This window comes from Tichowtungia aerotolerans, assembly GCF_009905215.1.
Classification (GTDB): Bacteria; Verrucomicrobiota; Kiritimatiellia; order Kiritimatiellales; family Tichowtungiaceae; genus Tichowtungia; species Tichowtungia aerotolerans.
In genome coordinates, this window is sequence record NZ_CP047593.1 from 2309535 (window position 1) to 2324768 (window position 15234).

14 protein-coding genes and 1 CRISPR repeat array are annotated in these 15234 nt (G+C 55.8%); of the genes, 10 read left to right on the forward strand and 4 right to left on the reverse strand.

Annotated elements, in window-relative coordinates:
- Nucleotides 1–10: 10 nt before the first annotated feature.
- The 8 genes from cas5c to GT409_RS09570 all read left to right on the forward strand — a co-directional run bounded on the left by cas5c (nucleotide 11) and on the right by GT409_RS09570 (nucleotide 8364).
- Nucleotides 11–640: a type I-C CRISPR-associated protein Cas5c gene (gene cas5c / locus GT409_RS09535; protein ID WP_160628865.1), complete on the forward strand. Its 630-nt coding sequence runs from the start codon at nucleotides 11–13 to the stop codon at nucleotides 638–640.
- Nucleotides 637–2328, forward strand: a complete 1692-nt coding sequence (gene cas8c / locus GT409_RS09540) for a type I-C CRISPR-associated protein Cas8c/Csd1 (RefSeq protein ID WP_160628866.1) — start codon at nucleotides 637–639, stop codon at nucleotides 2326–2328. Before cas5c ends, cas8c begins: the two co-directional genes overlap by 4 nt.
- Nucleotides 2325–3182: a type I-C CRISPR-associated protein Cas7/Csd2 gene (gene cas7c, locus GT409_RS09545; protein ID WP_160628867.1), complete on the forward strand. Its 858-nt coding sequence runs from the start codon at nucleotides 2325–2327 to the stop codon at nucleotides 3180–3182. The genes cas8c and cas7c overlap by 4 nt, the downstream gene beginning before the upstream one ends.
- 13 nt (nucleotides 3183–3195) lie before the next feature.
- Nucleotides 3196–3843, forward strand: coding sequence for a four helix bundle suffix domain-containing protein (locus GT409_RS09550; protein WP_160628868.1), 648 nt, complete (start codon nucleotides 3196–3198; stop codon nucleotides 3841–3843).
- Complete coding sequence (gene cas4 / locus GT409_RS09555; protein WP_160628869.1) at nucleotides 3840–4460, forward strand: CRISPR-associated protein Cas4; 621 nt, start codon at nucleotides 3840–3842, stop codon at nucleotides 4458–4460. Before GT409_RS09550 ends, cas4 begins: the two co-directional genes overlap by 4 nt.
- Nucleotides 4444–5466: a type I-C CRISPR-associated endonuclease Cas1c gene (gene cas1c, locus GT409_RS09560; RefSeq protein ID WP_160628870.1), complete on the forward strand. Its 1023-nt coding sequence runs from the start codon at nucleotides 4444–4446 to the stop codon at nucleotides 5464–5466. The genes cas4 and cas1c overlap by 17 nt, the downstream gene beginning before the upstream one ends.
- Before the next feature lie 14 nt (nucleotides 5467–5480).
- A complete protein-coding gene (gene cas2 / locus GT409_RS09565) occupies nucleotides 5481–5774 on the forward strand; it encodes a CRISPR-associated endonuclease Cas2 (RefSeq protein WP_160628871.1) in 294 nt (97 codons plus the stop codon).
- Nucleotides 5775–5954: 180 nt separating this feature from the next.
- Nucleotides 5955–7819: direct repeats of the CRISPR family, unit length 32 nt; unit sequence GTCGCCCGCCACGCGCGGGCGTGGATTGAAAC.
- A 179-nt stretch (nucleotides 7820–7998) separates the two neighbouring features.
- On the forward strand, nucleotides 7999–8364 hold the full coding sequence (locus GT409_RS09570; protein WP_160628872.1) for a response regulator: 366 nt from the start codon (nucleotides 7999–8001) through the stop codon (nucleotides 8362–8364).
- Between the two features lie 21 nt (nucleotides 8365–8385).
- On the opposite strand, the gene GT409_RS09575 is transcribed toward GT409_RS09570, so the two are convergent.
- The 4 genes from GT409_RS09575 to GT409_RS09585 all read right to left on the reverse strand — a co-directional run bounded on the left by GT409_RS09575 (nucleotide 8386) and on the right by GT409_RS09585 (nucleotide 13316).
- Nucleotides 8386–8772: a hypothetical protein gene (locus GT409_RS09575; protein WP_160628873.1), complete on the reverse strand. Its 387-nt coding sequence runs from the start codon at nucleotides 8770–8772 to the stop codon at nucleotides 8386–8388.
- Nucleotides 8773–11661 (reverse strand): insulinase family protein, encoded by a 2889-nt coding sequence (locus tag GT409_RS09580; protein WP_160628874.1) that lies wholly within the window; start codon nucleotides 11659–11661, stop codon nucleotides 8773–8775.
- Nucleotides 11662–11810: 149 nt separating this feature from the next.
- Complete coding sequence (locus tag GT409_RS16020) at nucleotides 11811–11933, reverse strand: hypothetical protein (RefSeq protein WP_269844918.1); 123 nt, start codon at nucleotides 11931–11933, stop codon at nucleotides 11811–11813.
- 141 nt (nucleotides 11934–12074) lie between these two features.
- Nucleotides 12075–13316 (reverse strand): VanZ family protein, encoded by a 1242-nt coding sequence (locus GT409_RS09585; protein WP_160628875.1) that lies wholly within the window; start codon nucleotides 13314–13316, stop codon nucleotides 12075–12077.
- Nucleotides 13317–13379: 63 nt separating this feature from the next.
- On the opposite strand from GT409_RS09585, the gene GT409_RS09590 reads away from it, so the two are divergent.
- The gene (locus GT409_RS09590) at nucleotides 13380–14006 is read left to right on the forward strand and encodes an HAD family hydrolase (RefSeq protein WP_160628876.1); all 627 of its coding nucleotides are present in this window, start codon (nucleotides 13380–13382) and stop codon (nucleotides 14004–14006) included.
- Nucleotides 14003–15112, forward strand: coding sequence for a glycine cleavage system aminomethyltransferase GcvT (gene gcvT, locus GT409_RS09595; RefSeq protein WP_233231516.1), 1110 nt, complete (start codon nucleotides 14003–14005; stop codon nucleotides 15110–15112). The genes GT409_RS09590 and gcvT overlap by 4 nt, the downstream gene beginning before the upstream one ends.
- Nucleotides 15113–15234: the final 122 nt, after the last annotated feature.

Here is a 15234-nt window from a genome sequence, read left to right on the forward strand (position 1 = left end):
GAGAAATGGAATGAGTTATGGAATCAAGTTAAGGGTGTGGGGCGATTATGCGCTTTTTTCGCGGCCAGAACTTAAGGTGGAACGCGTATCATACGATGTGATGACTCCGTCCGCGGCGCGGGGAATTCTCGAAGCCATTTATTGGAAGCCCGCTATCCGCTGGGTTATTGACCGTATCCATGTAATGAATCCCATCCGCTTTGAGAATATACGCCGAAACGAAATGGCAAACCGAGTTTCGGTGAACAAAAAGGATATGGAAGGGGATCGTCCGGTTTGCCGCTATATCGAGGACGATCGGCAGCAGCGCGCGTCGCTGGTTTTGCGGAACGTGGAATATATCATTGAAGCCCATTTTGAGTTCACCTCCGATGACGATCGGAATGAGGGCAAGCATCTCGATATGTTCAAGCGGCGGGCGCAAAAGGGGCAGTGCTTCCATCGCCCGTATTTCGGCTGTCGCGAATTTCCGGTTTCGTTTGAATGGTGCGACGAGGTGCCGCAGTCGCCGTTTGAAGACGAGCGCGATTTTGGCTTCATGCTGCACGATATTGATTTCGAAAACGACAGGACTCCGCGCTTTTTCAGGGCGATCATGAAAAACGGCATAATCGATTGCGCGCAGGAGGTGGTCTCATGATCTTTCAGTCGCTGATCACGTTGTACGACCGACTTGCCGTCGAAAACAAAGTTCCTCCTTATGGGTTCAGCATTGAAGACATCGGTTTCGTCATCACCATCGACCGGCAGGGAAATCTGATCGGACAGCCGGAAGATTTACGCACAAAGACCGGTCCACAGAAATATGAGTTCCGAACGTCAAAAGTTCCATATACCAATCAGGTCAATGTTCGAGCCAATGCGGCTGCAACAACTCCAAATTTCATGGTCGATAAGGCCGACTATATTTTCGGCATGTCCGCTTCCGCCAAAAAGGATGTTCATCACAAATCATTCACTGAACTGATTAATGAGGTGTGCGGTGATTCTACCGACGAAGGTGTCGTCGCCGTTAAAGCGTTTTTGCAGACATGGAATCCGAGAGATTCAGTAGGGTTGTCCGTCTGGAAAGACATGTGCGGGTTGCATGGCAAATGGATCGCATTTCGTTTGGCAGGAGATTCATGTTTTGTACATGAGCGGCCGGCTGTGCAAACCTTGTGGAGCGGGTTTGTTCAAAAGAAGGAGTTTTCTCAAGGGGTAAGTTTTCTGGATGGAGAAACTCACGATATTCAGCCCCAGTATGCTCAATTCAAGTTCGGCTCGGGAGCGTCGCTGGTTTCCTTTAATGAAGTTGCCTATGAATCCTATGGGAAAAAGAAGGGTGAAAACGCTCCGATTTCTGTAGAAGCCGAATTCAAGAGTTCCGCCGCGCTTAAATATCTGTTCCGCAGCAAAACCCAGCGCCTTCGTATTGGCGATGCTACGACGGTGTTCTGGGCGGAAAGGGCAACGCCCGTTGAAGGAATGTTTGGTCAGGTTCTGAATCCTTCGATGCAGGATGAAGCCGCCGCTGAAGATGTGCAGAAGTTTCTGGAGACCGTACGCAAGGGCGGGATGCCAACGGACATCGCCGCCGACGGCGAAATCAAATTTTATATTCTAGGACTTTCGCTCAACAAGGCGCGGCTGGCTCTGCGCTTCTGGTATGTCTGTTCGGTGGACGAACTGATGGTGCGGCTGCGCGACCATTTCCAATGTTTGGAAATGGAACGGTCGGACAAGGATATTCCGTATCCGGGTATTTGGCATCTGCTCAAAGAAACCGCCCGCGAAACCAAGGATATTTCCCCGGTGCTTGGCGGTGCGTTGGCGCGATCCATCCTGACCGGAGCTCATTATCCGCAGAATCTCTATCAGGGAGTGCTCGGACGCATTCGTGCGGATCAGCGAATCAATTACCTGCGCGCATCCATTCTAAAAGCTGTATTAACAAGAAACTATAACAAGGAGGTGCCCATGTCCTGGGATCCGGATCGGAAGGAAATTGCATATTTGCTCGGCGGCTTGTTCGCGGTTCTCGAAAAGGTGCAGCTTGATGCGCTTGGGAAAGTTAACACAACGATAAAGGATCGCTTCTTCAGCGCAGCATCTGCCACGCCTTCAAGTGTATTCCCTCGGCTGTTGCGACTGTCTCAGCACCATATTGGAAAAGCGGAGTATGGAACTGTTTCAGATCGGCGCATCGCGGAAATCATGGAACATGTCGATTCGTTTCCTGCACACATGGGCTTGCAGGATCAGGGCTTGTTTGCCATCGCCTATTACCAGAAGAAAAACGATTTATACCGGAAGAAAGAATCAAAAACTGAAGGAGAAGTAGCATGAGTGAACCCATCCAAAATCGTTACGAGTTTGTTTTGCTGTTTGATGTGAAAAACGGAAACCCCAACGGCGATCCCGATGGCGGAAACCTGCCGCGCATCGACCCGGAAACCGGACATGGGATTACCACTGATGTCTGCATTAAGCGCAAGGTGCGCAACTATGTTGAACTCACCAAAGAGGATCAGGCTCCCTTCAATATCTATGTAAAGGAAAAGGGGATTCTCACCGAACGACGCAGCCCCGCCTATGATGCGGTAGCAGATGTGAAGGATAAATCGGAAAAGATCAGTCAGGCGCGTGCTTGGATGTGTAAGAACTTTTTCGATGTTCGAACATTTGGTGCGGTGATGAGCGCCAAGGAAAATAATTGCGGTCAGGTGCGCGGTCCGGTTCAGTTTGCTTTCTCTCAGAGTATTGATCCGGTTGTTCCGCTGGAAGCAAGCATTACCCGCATGGCTGTTGAAACACGGAAAGAAGCGGATGCTCAAGACGGAGATAACCGTACGATGGGCCGCAAAACATATGTTCCTTACGGCTTGTACCGAATCCACGGGTTCATTTCCGCGCCGCTGGCAAAACAGACCGGATTCTCCGAAGACGACTTGGAGCTGTTCTGGGAAGCGCTACTCAATATGTTCGACCACGACCGCTCTGCCGCGCGCGGCGAAATGGCTCCCCAAAAACTCATTGTGTTTAAGCACGCATCCGAACTCGGGAATGCCCCGGCGCAGAAGCTGTTCAATCTGGTGAAAGTGGCGAAAAACTGCGGCGAAAAACCGCCGCGTTCTTTCGCCGATTACACCATGGAAATCGGCGATGCGCCGGATGGCGTCAAATTGATCGAGATGCTGTAAGGAGAGGTTTGAAATGCCGGAGGGGTTTATTCCCAAGCATGGCGGCTACCGGAAGCTGAAGAGCTTCCAGGTGGCGCAACTGGCGTTTGATGTGACGGTGCGGTTGGTGGAGAAATACATCGACCGCTTCAGTCGCACGCGCGACCAGATGGTGCAGGCGGGGCGCTCCGGTGTTCAGAATATCGCGGAGGCTTCGCAGGCCTCCGGAACCTCGAAGGAGACAGAACTCAAGCTGACCAATGTTGCGCGCGCGAGCCTGGAAGAGCTGCGTCTCGACGATGAGGATTTTCTGCGACAACGGAGGCTGGCAATTTGGGAGCAGGGCCATCCGCTTCGGCAGGAGCTGGTCGATCGACGGTGTACAACTGCTGATGAGGTAGCGCAATGGGTGCGGGAGAGCTCAATAAGGTCTCTTGGACAATGTGGGCTCGGTGGACAGGATGGGGCGGATCAGGCTGCGTCCAGAACGTCCATGTTGTCCACGAAACTCTACCCTGAATTCTCGGCAAATGCGGCGTTAGTGCTGGTCAATGTGGCTTGTGCTTTGCTGTCGCGCCAGCTGCAGACGTTGGAGAAAGCTTTTCTGAAAGAAGGCGGCCTGCGCGAGCGTATGACCCGCGCGAGGATTGCAGCGCGGGACGAACAGAGGAGGCGGCGATGAGTTTTTCCGATTCCGATCTTCTTCCGCTTTCCGCGCTGCAGCATTACATCTACTGTCCGCGCCAGTGCGCGTTGATTCATCTGGAGCAGCAGTGGACGGAAAACCGCTTCACCGCCGAGGGCCGGGCGCAGCACGACCGGGTCGACCGCCCCGAACATGAAACGCGCGACGGCATCCGTTATGAATACGCCGTCTTGCTGCGTTCGCTTCGACTGGGGCTGATCGGCAAGGCCGACGTGGTGGAGTTTCACGACGATAAGGTTTTCCCGGTCGAGCACAAGCGCGGTCGGCCCAAGCCGACGCATTGTGATCTCGTGCAGCTGTGCGCCCAGGCGCTCTGCCTCGAGGAAATTCTTGGGGTGAAGATTCCGGACGGGGCCGTCTTTTACGGCCAGCCGCGGCGGCGTCAAGCCGTCGCGTTTACGCCGCAGTTGCGCTCCGAAACCGAGCAGGCCACCGCCGCGTTGCACGAAATGCTCCGCTCCGGAAAAACGCCTCCCGCCGAATACGACAAAAAGAAATGCAATGCCTGCTCGCTGCTCGAAACCTGCATGCCGAAAAAACGGCGCGCCGTGTCTGATTATCTACAGGAGGCCTTACGTGAAAAAGCACCTTAATACGCTCTACGTCACCACGCAGAAAGCCTATCTCCACAAAGAGGGACAGTCCGTTGTGGTTAACGTCGAACAGGAAAGCAAACTGCGCGTGCCCATTCATACGCTCGACGGTATTGTCTGTTTCGGCGTCGTCTCCATGAGTCCGTTCCTGATGCACCATTGCGCTGAGAACAATGTCGCAGTTTCATTCCTCTCTGAATACGGCAAATTCCTCGCGCGCATCCAGGGGCCGGTCTCCGGCAACGTCCTGCTGCGACGCGAGCAGTACCGCGTGGCCGACCGGTCCGCCGCCGCATCCGCCATCGCCCGCAACATTCTCCTCGGCAAAATCGCCAACGCCCGCGCCGTCCTGCGCCGCGCCCTGCGCGACCACGGCGAGCAGCCCGCTCTGAAAACCGCCGAGAACCGCCTGAGCCAATACCTCCGCCGCCTGCAGCAGCCCATGCCCATCGAAGAGCTGCGCGGCAACGAAGGCGAAGCCGCCGCCTCCTATTTCGCCGCCTTCCCGCAGCTTATCACGGTGAAAGACGCCGCCTTTTCCTTTCGCGGACGCAACCGCCGCCCGCCAACCGACCCCGTGAACGCCATGCTGTCCTTCGCATACACACTGCTCGTGCACGACTGTCGTTCCGCGCTCGAAGGCGTCGGGCTCGACCCCTGCGTCGGCTATCTGCACGCCGACCGCCCCGGACGGCCCAGCCTGGCACTCGACCTGATGGAGGAGTTCCGTGCCTTACTTGCCGACCGTCTCGTACTTTCGCTCATCAACCGCCGCCAGATCCAGCCCGGCGATTTCAACGATTCCGCCGGCGGGGCCGTCTCCATGACCGATGCCGCCCGCAAAACCCTTCTCGCCGCATGGCAGAAACGCAAGCAGGAAGAGATCATTCATCCCTACCTCGAAGAAAAATGTAAAATCGGCCTGCTGCCTCATCTGCAGGCCCAGTTGCTCGCCCGCCACCTGCGAGGCGACCTCGACGCCTATCCGCCCTTCATCTGGAAATAGACAGGAGATTCATCATGCTCGTCCTCGTCAGCTACGACGTATCAACCATCAGCAAACCCGGACGCCGTCGCCTCGCACGCATTGCCAAAACCTGCCTCAACTACGGCCAGCGCGTCCAGAATTCCGTCTTCGAGTGCCTCGTCGATTCCGCCCAATGGACCGCTCTGCGCACCGAGCTCCTACGTCTCTATAACCCGGACGAAGATTCCCTGCGCTTTTACTTTCTCGGTAAAAACTGGGAACAAAAACTCGAGCACCATGGAACGAAAGACACGCCGAACCTCGAAAATGATTTGCTGATCATTTGATCGCGCGAACCTCCAGTCCCCGGTAAAACCCCGGCCGGTTCGCGCAACCCGTATACGGCTGAAAATAAAGGCCCACCTTTAATTGATCTTTGAAAATCGAATAGTCCATAGGGCGACGAATCGACAGTTCGCGCAAACTGTCCCATTGACAGCGCCAGATCAGACACTTACAAAAATACAGTCGCCCGCCACGCGCGGGCGTGGATTGAAACGTACCATCAGGCGTTAAGGTCTCGGCTGTAAGGTCGCCCGCCACGCGCGGGCGTGGATTGAAACAGAATAGCAGAACCGGCAACCGCCTCCTGTCTCGTCGCCCGCCACGCGCGGGCGTGGATTGAAACACCTCCACCAGCTGATGCTGCTCGCCGTCAAATAGTCGCCCGCCACGCGCGGGCGTGGATTGAAACGTGGTTAACCGTTCCCGCCTTCCAGGAACTCGAGTCGCCCGCCACGCGCGGGCGTGGATTGAAACAGAGGAGACGATTCGGACTTTGCTGATTTGCGGAGTCGCCCGCCACGCGCGGGCGTGGATTGAAACATTGATAACCCGGTTCTCACCACCGGCAGAAAGTCGCCCGCCACGCGCGGGCGTGGATTGAAACACGACTGGCCGTGAAGGAAGAGTGCAAATTAAGCGTCGCCCGCCACGCGCGGGCGTGGATTGAAACAACAAAGTCGCGGCGTACTGCACTGGCCGGACGGTCGCCCGCCACGCGCGGGCGTGGATTGAAACTGCTGAATCCGATGCTCGAGAAGCACTTGCTCAGGTCGCCCGCCACGCGCGGGCGTGGATTGAAACATGATGGGCGGTGCAACGACCGGCAGCCTTAATAGTCGCCCGCCACGCGCGGGCGTGGATTGAAACCCGTCAGTTTGTTGGCAGTTTCCGGAAGCGCCTCGTCGCCCGCCACGCGCGGGCGTGGATTGAAACCTGATCCTTGATTCCGTTGAATATCACCCGGAAAGTCGCCCGCCACGCGCGGGCGTGGATTGAAACCTGCGGGCCGAACTGCTGATTAATCAGAGACAGGTCGCCCGCCACGCGCGGGCGTGGATTGAAACCTTGAAGCCTTGCTTTTCGCCGGTATGGGATTAGTCGCCCGCCACGCGCGGGCGTGGATTGAAACGTGTGCAGCGTCAGCAGGTTGCCGCTGCCGTCATGTCGCCCGCCACGCGCGGGCGTGGATTGAAACGAGTTCGCGGCAGTGATGCTGAAGAAATTCGATCGTCGCCCGCCACGCGCGGGCGTGGATTGAAACTCGATGGCCTGCGCACAGGTGATATCCGTTTCCTGTCGCCCGCCACGCGCGGGCGTGGATTGAAACGGCTATCAAGAGCGTTGGGCCGAGTACCGTTATGTCGCCCGCCACGCGCGGGCGTGGATTGAAACAAGTCAGTCAACAAGCAAGCCTTAGCGGACCTTAGTCGCCCGCCACGCGCGGGCGTGGATTGAAACATCTTGGATGCTGATAAGAGTTCTTTGCGCATCGTCGCCCGCCACGCGCGGGCGTGGATTGAAACCGGCTCAGGCTCGAACGTAGAGCAGCTCATCACGTCGCCCGCCACGCGCGGGCGTGGATTGAAACTCACCCCTGGATGTATCCAACCGGCACCAGGTGGTCGCCCGCCACGCGCGGGCGTGGATTGAAACTGGTCGATCTTGCGGCCGGCAGTGTCGTTATCGCGTCGCCCGCCACGCGCGGGCGTGGATTGAAACATTACACCCTCCGTATCAGATCAATTAACTTAAAGTCGCCCGCCACGCGCGGGCGTGGATTGAAACTCAAGCAAAAGTAGAGGTCAGTTTACAGCCAGTCGTCGCCCGCCACGCGCGGGCGTGGATTGAAACATGTCCGCCACTTATTACGAAGGTCAACGGCTCGTCGCCCGCCACGCGCGGGCGTGGATTGAAACGGCTATCAAGAGCGTTGGGCCGAGTACCGTTATGTCGCCCGCCACGCGCGGGCGTGGATTGAAACAGCTACTGCGAGTGGATCTGCTCCGTTTGGTGAAGTCGCCCGCCACGCGCGGGCGTGGATTGACATTGTTTGAAATCAGAAACAGCGGACTGCGGCTTTGGTGCTCGTCCTGCGTTTTTTGGAAACAACGGGTTTTGGGGTGATTAATTTGAGACTGGATGTTTATCATATTATTTATTTAAAAGCATCTTTCTTTGAAAGTTAAATCTGGTAGTATTGTCAATCATCGTGGAACGGAGGGTGTGATGGCAGATATTCTTGTGGTTGATGATGAGCTGGACATGATTATGATGCTTAAGGCAGCTCTGGAGAGGCAGGGACACTCCGTGATTACGGCGTCCAATGGTGTCGAGGCATTGGGGGTGCTGCAGGAACGCGACGTCCATCTTGTTGTTACGGACATGCATATGCCGGAGTTGGACGGTTTTGATTTGATTCCTGCCGTGCTGGAGCAGTTTCCCGGACAGAGAATTCTTGCGATGTCCGGTGTCGGGCAGTGGGAGCCCAAGGATAATCTGAACGTTGCCCGGGATCTGGGGGCTGTTTGCTGTGTTGAAAAGCCTTTCAACCTGGATGATTTTTACGGATGTGTGGAAGAGCTTGTGGGCTGAGATCAGGAACGAAAGGTTTGATTAATTCAGCAGCCAGGCCAGTGCCTGTGAGCGGTCGGTAAAAGCTCGAACTTCAAACGGTAAAAATGCCGCCTCGGCGCAGTACAGTTCCGCTTTGGCTTTTTGGAATTCATCAGCTGTCAGAATGGCGCTTCTGCAACCCTCTTTGATTGCACTTCGGATCAGCAGGTTCATGACTCCTTGAGCCAGCCTTGGAAAGGAGTGCAGCGGAAAATCCACATTCTTATCAAACACCCACAGATCGGGTTTTTCCTTTTTGGGGTCGGCCCTGTGCAATCGGTAAATGATTTCCAGGAAGTCCCATGGGGAAAGTTTTCCAGAAGCATGCACTTCAGCATAGTTTTCTTTTTGTACAATCTTGTATGTCGATGCTGAAGCGGTGTGCATTTACAGGACTTTCAGATGACGCTCAAAGGGCACGTTGGAGAGTTCAATGGACTCTTTGGAGCCCAGCACGGCGGTAACGGCATCGTGCATATCGAGAAACTCACCAAACTGCCGGAAGTGTTCGACCGTTGTGGCCAGAATTTCGTTGCGGCGCTGCTGGCGTTTTTCGTCGGTGATTCCGGTGAGCCAGCGCAGGGTGTCGCAGTATCCTTTGGCATCGGGCAGTCGGTAGGTGTCGATTCCGCCGATGGCTCCGATCAGTGCACGGCTCAGCTCGTCCTGATCAATATCCAGATTTTTGAGAAACTCTCCGGTCTGGGCGTAAACTTCGAGCGTGTCGGCCAGATTCGGGTCGCGATAGGAGGCAAAGGCAAAGACGCCGCAACAGGGTTCAAACGTACACAGCGCGCCATAAGCGCCTCCCTGAACGCGGATCTTTTCCCACAGCCAGGCGGTGCGCAGATATTTGGTAACCACCAGCGCTGAACCGTCGTGCTGGTAGTGGTTGTCGAACAGATTGATTGCGCTGCCGACATAGTTGACGCGAGAGGGCGCCGTAAGGGCCTCGGACTTTGGGAGATCGGCTTTAAATGCCCAGGGGTTGGAAAGATTGTTTCCCATGGTTGGAAAAGCACACAGGAATTTTTCCAGGGATTGGAAAATCACGGCCCGGTCCCGGTTGTCTGCGGTCACGTTAACGACCAGTCCGCCGGCCAGCATCTTTTTCAGGATGGTTTCGATTCGTTCAAGAATCGCGGCCCATTCGTCATCCACGCGCTGTTCGATCTCGCGGTGAAAAAAGAGAGCATCAATGCCGCCCATGGCTTCCGCGGCGCGGGAGGCCTCGTGATAATGCGCTTTCAGGCGGGAGAGAACGGCGGTGTGGCCGTTGGGGACCAGTCCGCTTTCCATTTCCGCTTTCTGCTCCAGCAGGACTTCCTTGAAACGCTTGATGTTGTCGAACGCCGGCAGGAAGAGGATATCGCTGATGATCGAAAACAGATCTTCAATCCGGTTGGCCATGCACTTCCCGCGCAGGAAGAGACGACTGACGCTTTCCGGGGATTGTTCCGGAACCGCATGAACCGGCGCAGCATAAATTCCGCCGGTTTTTCGGGCAATGCGCTGCGAGAGGGAGGCAAAGCTTTCTTTCTGGGTGCCCATTTCCAAAAGCATGCTTCCGAGCAGGGAAACCCACGGCAGGTCGTCGGTGTCGAGCACATGAAGGTCCAGCCCGATATCGATGTAGGCGATGCCGCCGGTGAACAGGTCGTGAAAAAGGACCGTGGCGTTGTCGAAGGTTTCGATTTCGCGCGGAATGACGCGCACCTCTTTGCGCAGGTCGTTGCGGCACAGCAGCGGGATCGTTTTGATGGCGGCCGGGCTGTCGGGAGCTTTCTGCATGTCGAGCAGGCGTTCGGCGGCTGTCATGGTGCGTTTGATTTCGTCGGGAATCATCGCATCCTTTACGGCCTGCATTACGGCGGCATCTTCAGCATCTTCGCGCTCGGCCTTAAAGGCGTCCGGGATGAGCCGGACAACAGAGCGGTGCGGGTTTTTCAGCAGGGAGTTTTCGATGAGCTCTTCAAAATAGCGCGGGTTGTCGGCCAGTGCCTGTTTCAGGCCGGCCAGCGGTTTTTCGTAGGCGGCGAGCACCAGCGGATCCCAGTCGTACAGCCAGGTTTCGAGCATGGTGAGCATGACGGAGAGCCCCTGCGGGCAGGAACCGCGGTTGTTTTCGCGCAGGTCGAATTCGAAGGAGTTGAGCGCGGCGTCGATGTCGCCGGGATCAATGCCGTCCTGAACCAGTTTTTCCAGGGTTTGAAAAATCAGTTTTTCCACCTTGCCAAGGTTTGGAGTGTCGACTCCTTTCATGCCGATGGAATAGGCAGGCTGGCGCAGATGGGTTTCGAGGCCGAAGCCCGCGATGTCCTCGCCGAGGCCGGATTCGATGAGCGCCTTGCGAAGCGGCGAACCGGAGGTTCCGGTGAGGATGTGGTCGAGCACGGTGAGCGCAAAGTGAAGGGATCCTTCGGGCAGTGCCCAGTTGACAGTCACGAAGGCTTTGGAGTCTTCATCGCCGGCGGCGAAGGTTTCCTTGATCAGGGCCGGTTTTTTAAAAGAGGGCTGCAGTGGAATGGAGGAGTCCGGCGGATTTTCCAGGGATTGAAAACCGCCGAGGTATTCTTCGAGAATTTCGAGCCGTTTGGCGGGGTCGTCGTTGCCGTAAAAGAAAATGCGGGCGTTGGAGGGGTGATACCACGTTTCGTGGAATTCGCGGAATTCGCCGTAGGTGAGAGTCGGGATCACCGAGGGGTTGCCGCCGGAGTCGAGGCTGTAGGTGGTGTCCGGGAAAAGGCTTTGCTGGGAGCGTTCAAGCAGCAGGCTGTCGGGGGACGAATAGGCCCCTTTCATTTCGTTGTAGACAACGCCCTTGCAGGTGAGGGGTGCGTCCGGGCCTTCCAGCTCGTAGTGCCAGCCTTCCTGCCGGAAGAAGGCCGGGGTGATGCGCGGGAAGAAAACGGCGTCCAGATAGACGTCGACGAGATTGTAGAAGTCCTGCACGTTCTGGCTGGCGACCGGGTAGACCGTTTTGTCGGGGTAGGTCATCGCGTTCAGAAAGGTCTGAAGGGAACCCTTGAGAAGCTGAACGAACGGGTCTTTCAGAGGGTACTTGCGGGACCCGCACAGGACGGTGTGTTCAAGAATGTGGGCGACGCCGGTGGAGTCGGAGGGGGGAGTGCGAAAGGTAATCCCGAACACCTTGTTGTTGTCGTTGTTCTCTACCGAGATGTATTCCGCTCCGGTCGGTTCGTGGCGATATTCTTTTACGATGCCGTTGAGTTCGGCGACGGCGGTTTCACGAATCAATTTGAACTGGGTTTCCATAAGGCGCAAGAGGATACCAGAGCTTGAACAGGAGGCAACTCTAACCTGATTGATTCAAACGAGTGAGAGGGCCGTATAAACAGCAGGGGCGGCGCATTCTGCGCCGCCCCTGTAAAATGTTGTGTGCGGATGGTGCCGCACGGGTTATTTTAGATACCCGCTGTCCAGGACATCGGGCTTTTGATACTTCCGGATGCAGTCTTCAGGATGAAGCTGCGTCTTTCACCGGAGCGCCGACGTGTTATCTTTTCTGTATATTTCTTTTCTTTCATCTTTTCCCTCCTGTTTCCAGGGTGAGGTTTTTCTTCAACCGGAACCTATTCCCGGTTGGATTTGCGGCGATTTGTACTCTTTTAAAAAAGGAGTGCAACACTTTCTGGCATTTTTTTTAGGTTAGGAAATGCCTGATTTTATTACGTGTTTTTAGGGTGTCCGGCGGATTTTGCCGTGCGCCGGATGCGGCGCGGAATCGTCAGCAGCGTTGTCAGCGCCACTGCGATCAGGATGCCGGAAAAGTCCACCGCCAGATCATCCAGGCCGGCCTTGCGGTCCGGAGTGAGAAACTGAAGCACTTCCGTTGACGCCGCAAACAGGGTGAGCCCGGCCAGAACCGCAAAAATAATGCGGTTTGGTTTATGGGCCGGAGCCCATGTGAGCATTGACAGGGCCGCCAGTATCAGAAAGAGAGAAAAGTGCCCCGTGATATAGGTGTGTCTGACAAAGGTGTCGGCCGGAGTCTCTGCCGGTGGTTTCGGTTGGTGCGGTGCCGGTTTCTCTTCGGGCCGGGGTTCGGATTCGGCGGCCGGGATTTTGTCCGTTTGGGCAGGTGACGGTGTTTCGGGTTTCGGTGGTGTGATTCGCTGTACGGTTTTCTGAAACATGTCCGCGGTGCGAAGGATGCTTCTGTTGAGAAATTCCCCAGGGAGCAGAACCCCGGCAATAATGCCTGTCGCGCACAGCAGGGTGGCGGTGCCGGTTCGGCTGGTCCACGGCGAAAGAGCAAGCAGACAGGCACTGAATGCGCCAATCCAGAGCAGGATGAACAGCACCTGAAAAAACGGAGCGGTCGGTCGCGGGCTGACCGGAATGACAGATACGTCATCAACATACAGCGTTCCACTGCTTCCCAGGTTTTGAAGCTGAAGCCGGCCGTCCATACTGTTTTCCGGAACCGGGAATATACTGGAGTAGCGCTTCCACCTCGTATCTTTTTTGAGACCGAACACCGTGTGGGAATGGTTGTACATTCCTTTGCCCTTGCTGTTTCGGTAAAAGAAAATGGTTCGCGGCAGATGGTATCCTTCTGTTCCCGGATGAACCTTTTCCGCTTTGGCCCGAACGGAAACTTTGAAGGCAGGGATATTTTTTATGTCCGGAATGGTCTTCCGCAGCGTGCTGTGGTGTCTCGGGGTTGCTTCCAGAATTACGCCTGTGGAGTTTCTGTAGCCGTCTCCATGGGCCAGGCGCGCCAGCCGCTCGTCCCAGCCTGTCCACTCTGCGGCGCAGTCCGGGCTTTCAAAACTGCCGTCGACGATCCGTTCCGGCCCGATTGCCTGCCACGGCTCATAGAGGTTGAAAAACAGTGCCATGGCGGCGACCGTTAGAGCCGCAAACAGGCCGACATGGCGAATTTGAGGTGGTTTTTTTCCGAACATTGGAAATAAACTCTCAAAACAACCTTTTCAGGGGAAGAATTATAGCGGAAATTCAGAAGTCTTATGAAACCGGATTTAAATCAGTATAAGGCATTCATTTTTGATCTCGACGGTACGCTGATCGATTCGGAGAAATACCATGCCGATGGTTTTTCTCAAGCGGTTGAGGCGTTGACCGGCTATCAGATCACGGATGAGGAGCGGCGTGAGTTTTTTGAGTCGCACACCAACACCTTCGCACCGATACTTGCGAAGCGGCACGGACTGACTTTTGATGTGGCCGAAGTGCTGCGCAGAAAGCGCCGGCATGTTGAAAAGCATTTCAGAACGGATGTGTTTCCTCAGGCGATTCACTTCATTCGCAAATGGCGCGCACGCAAGCGGCTGGCGCTGGCCAGCAATTCACCGAAGAGTTTTGTCCGCAATGCGCTGGTGGAAGGGCGAATGATCGATCTGTTTGAAACCGTCTGTACGGCCGACGACGTGGAGCACCGCAAGCCCGATCCGGAAATGTATCTGCTGACTCTCGAGTGGCTGAAGCTGGCGCCGGAAGAAACGATTGTCTTTGAGGACAGCCCGGCCGGGGTCCATGCGGCGCAGGCTGCCGGCTGTCCGGTGGTCATGATGGAAAACGGGAGCGGCCGCACTGTGGACGGCGTGGAAAAATTTACATGGAGGGAACTTTCTTGAAACACACACCATTGCACGAAGAACATATTACATTGGGTGCCCGCATGGCCGAATTCGGCGGCTGGGATATGCCGATTCAGTACGAAGGTATTCTGGCAGAACATCAGCATACGCGCACGCAAACCGGGCTGTTCGATATCTGCCACATGGGCGAGTTCGAGCTGACCGGCCCGACGGCGGCGGCCGATCTCGAAAACCTGCTGACGATGAAGGTATCCACGCTGGCGGTTGGGCAGTGCCGCTACGGCTTCATGCTTAACGAAGAGGGCGGTGTGATTGACGATCTCACCTGCTATTGCCTCGATGACGCGCGCTACATGCTCGTCGTCAACGCCGCCACGCGCGACGGCGATGCCGAATGGATTCAAAACCACCTTTCGCCCGAAACCGTTTTTACGGATCGCTCAAACGAACTGGCTAAGCTCGACGTGCAGGGGCCGCAGGCGCGCACCGATCTGGAAAAAGTTTTTGGATCGATTCCTGATATTGGATATTTCAGAGCAGAATTTTTCCGAGGCTTGGAAAAACTATTGGGTGCAGGCTCCGCCTGCTTGGATACTGAAATGCTGATCAGCCGCACCGGGTATACCGGCGAGCTGGGCTATGAACTCTATTTCCCGGCTTCCGAGGCGGTGCGCATCTGGCGCGCACTGCTGGGGAATGAAAACATCAAGCCGATCGGCCTAGGCGCCCGCGATACGCTTCGCTTAGAAATGGGCTACTCGCTCTACGGCCACGAGCTCTCGACCGATCGTACTCCCGCCGGCGTCAGCCGCGGCATGTTCATCAAAAAAGATCAGGATTTTATCGGGCGCGATGCCGTCATGCGCGACCTGGAAACTCCAGCCGAGCTGCTGGTTGCTCTGGAGTTCGAAAGCAAACGCGCCGCCCGCGCGCACGATAAAGTGTTTCTCCGCGGGTTGGAAATGGGCGAGGTTACCAGCGGTTCTGTTTCTCCAAGCCTTGGAAAAGCTGTGGCTTTGGCACTCGTTAAGGCTGATGCCGCAGGGCTCGGAACGGTTCTGGATGTCGAAATCCGCGGGAAACAGTTCCCGGCAACTGTTGTGAATCTTCCGTTTTATCCAAACGGAACTGCCCGCGGCTGATCGGTAATCTGCTTAAAATGTGATCGTTTTGGTTGGGTTTCGGACGGTTCCGGTGTATTGTTGTTCCAATGTTTGGAAAGCAACGGTGTTGCGGCACCCGTTTTTCAGGCATTGGAAACCGG

Coding starts and splice junctions, on each gene's coding strand:
- GT409_RS09550 (WP_160628868.1), top strand. CDS start 3,196: ATGCCGGAGGGGTTTATTCCCAAGCATGGCGGCTACCGGAAGCTGAAG.
- GT409_RS09575 (WP_160628873.1), bottom strand. CDS start 8,772: ATGCACACCGCTTCAGCATCGACATACAAGATTGTACAAAAAGAAAAC.
- cas7c (WP_160628867.1), top strand. CDS start 2,325: ATGAGTGAACCCATCCAAAATCGTTACGAGTTTGTTTTGCTGTTTGAT.
- cas4 (WP_160628869.1), top strand. CDS start 3,840: ATGAGTTTTTCCGATTCCGATCTTCTTCCGCTTTCCGCGCTGCAGCAT.
- GT409_RS09570 (WP_160628872.1), top strand. CDS start 7,999: ATGGCAGATATTCTTGTGGTTGATGATGAGCTGGACATGATTATGATG.
- GT409_RS09580 (WP_160628874.1), bottom strand. CDS start 11,661: ATGGAAACCCAGTTCAAATTGATTCGTGAAACCGCCGTCGCCGAACTC.
- GT409_RS16020 (WP_269844918.1), bottom strand. CDS start 11,933: ATGAAAGAAAAGAAATATACAGAAAAGATAACACGTCGGCGCTCCGGT.
- GT409_RS09585 (WP_160628875.1), bottom strand. CDS start 13,316: ATGTTCGGAAAAAAACCACCTCAAATTCGCCATGTCGGCCTGTTTGCG.
- cas2 (WP_160628871.1), top strand. CDS start 5,481: ATGCTCGTCCTCGTCAGCTACGACGTATCAACCATCAGCAAACCCGGA.
- cas5c (WP_160628865.1), top strand. CDS start 11: ATGAGTTATGGAATCAAGTTAAGGGTGTGGGGCGATTATGCGCTTTTT.
- cas8c (WP_160628866.1), top strand. CDS start 637: ATGATCTTTCAGTCGCTGATCACGTTGTACGACCGACTTGCCGTCGAA.
- GT409_RS09590 (WP_160628876.1), top strand. CDS start 13,380: ATGAAACCGGATTTAAATCAGTATAAGGCATTCATTTTTGATCTCGAC.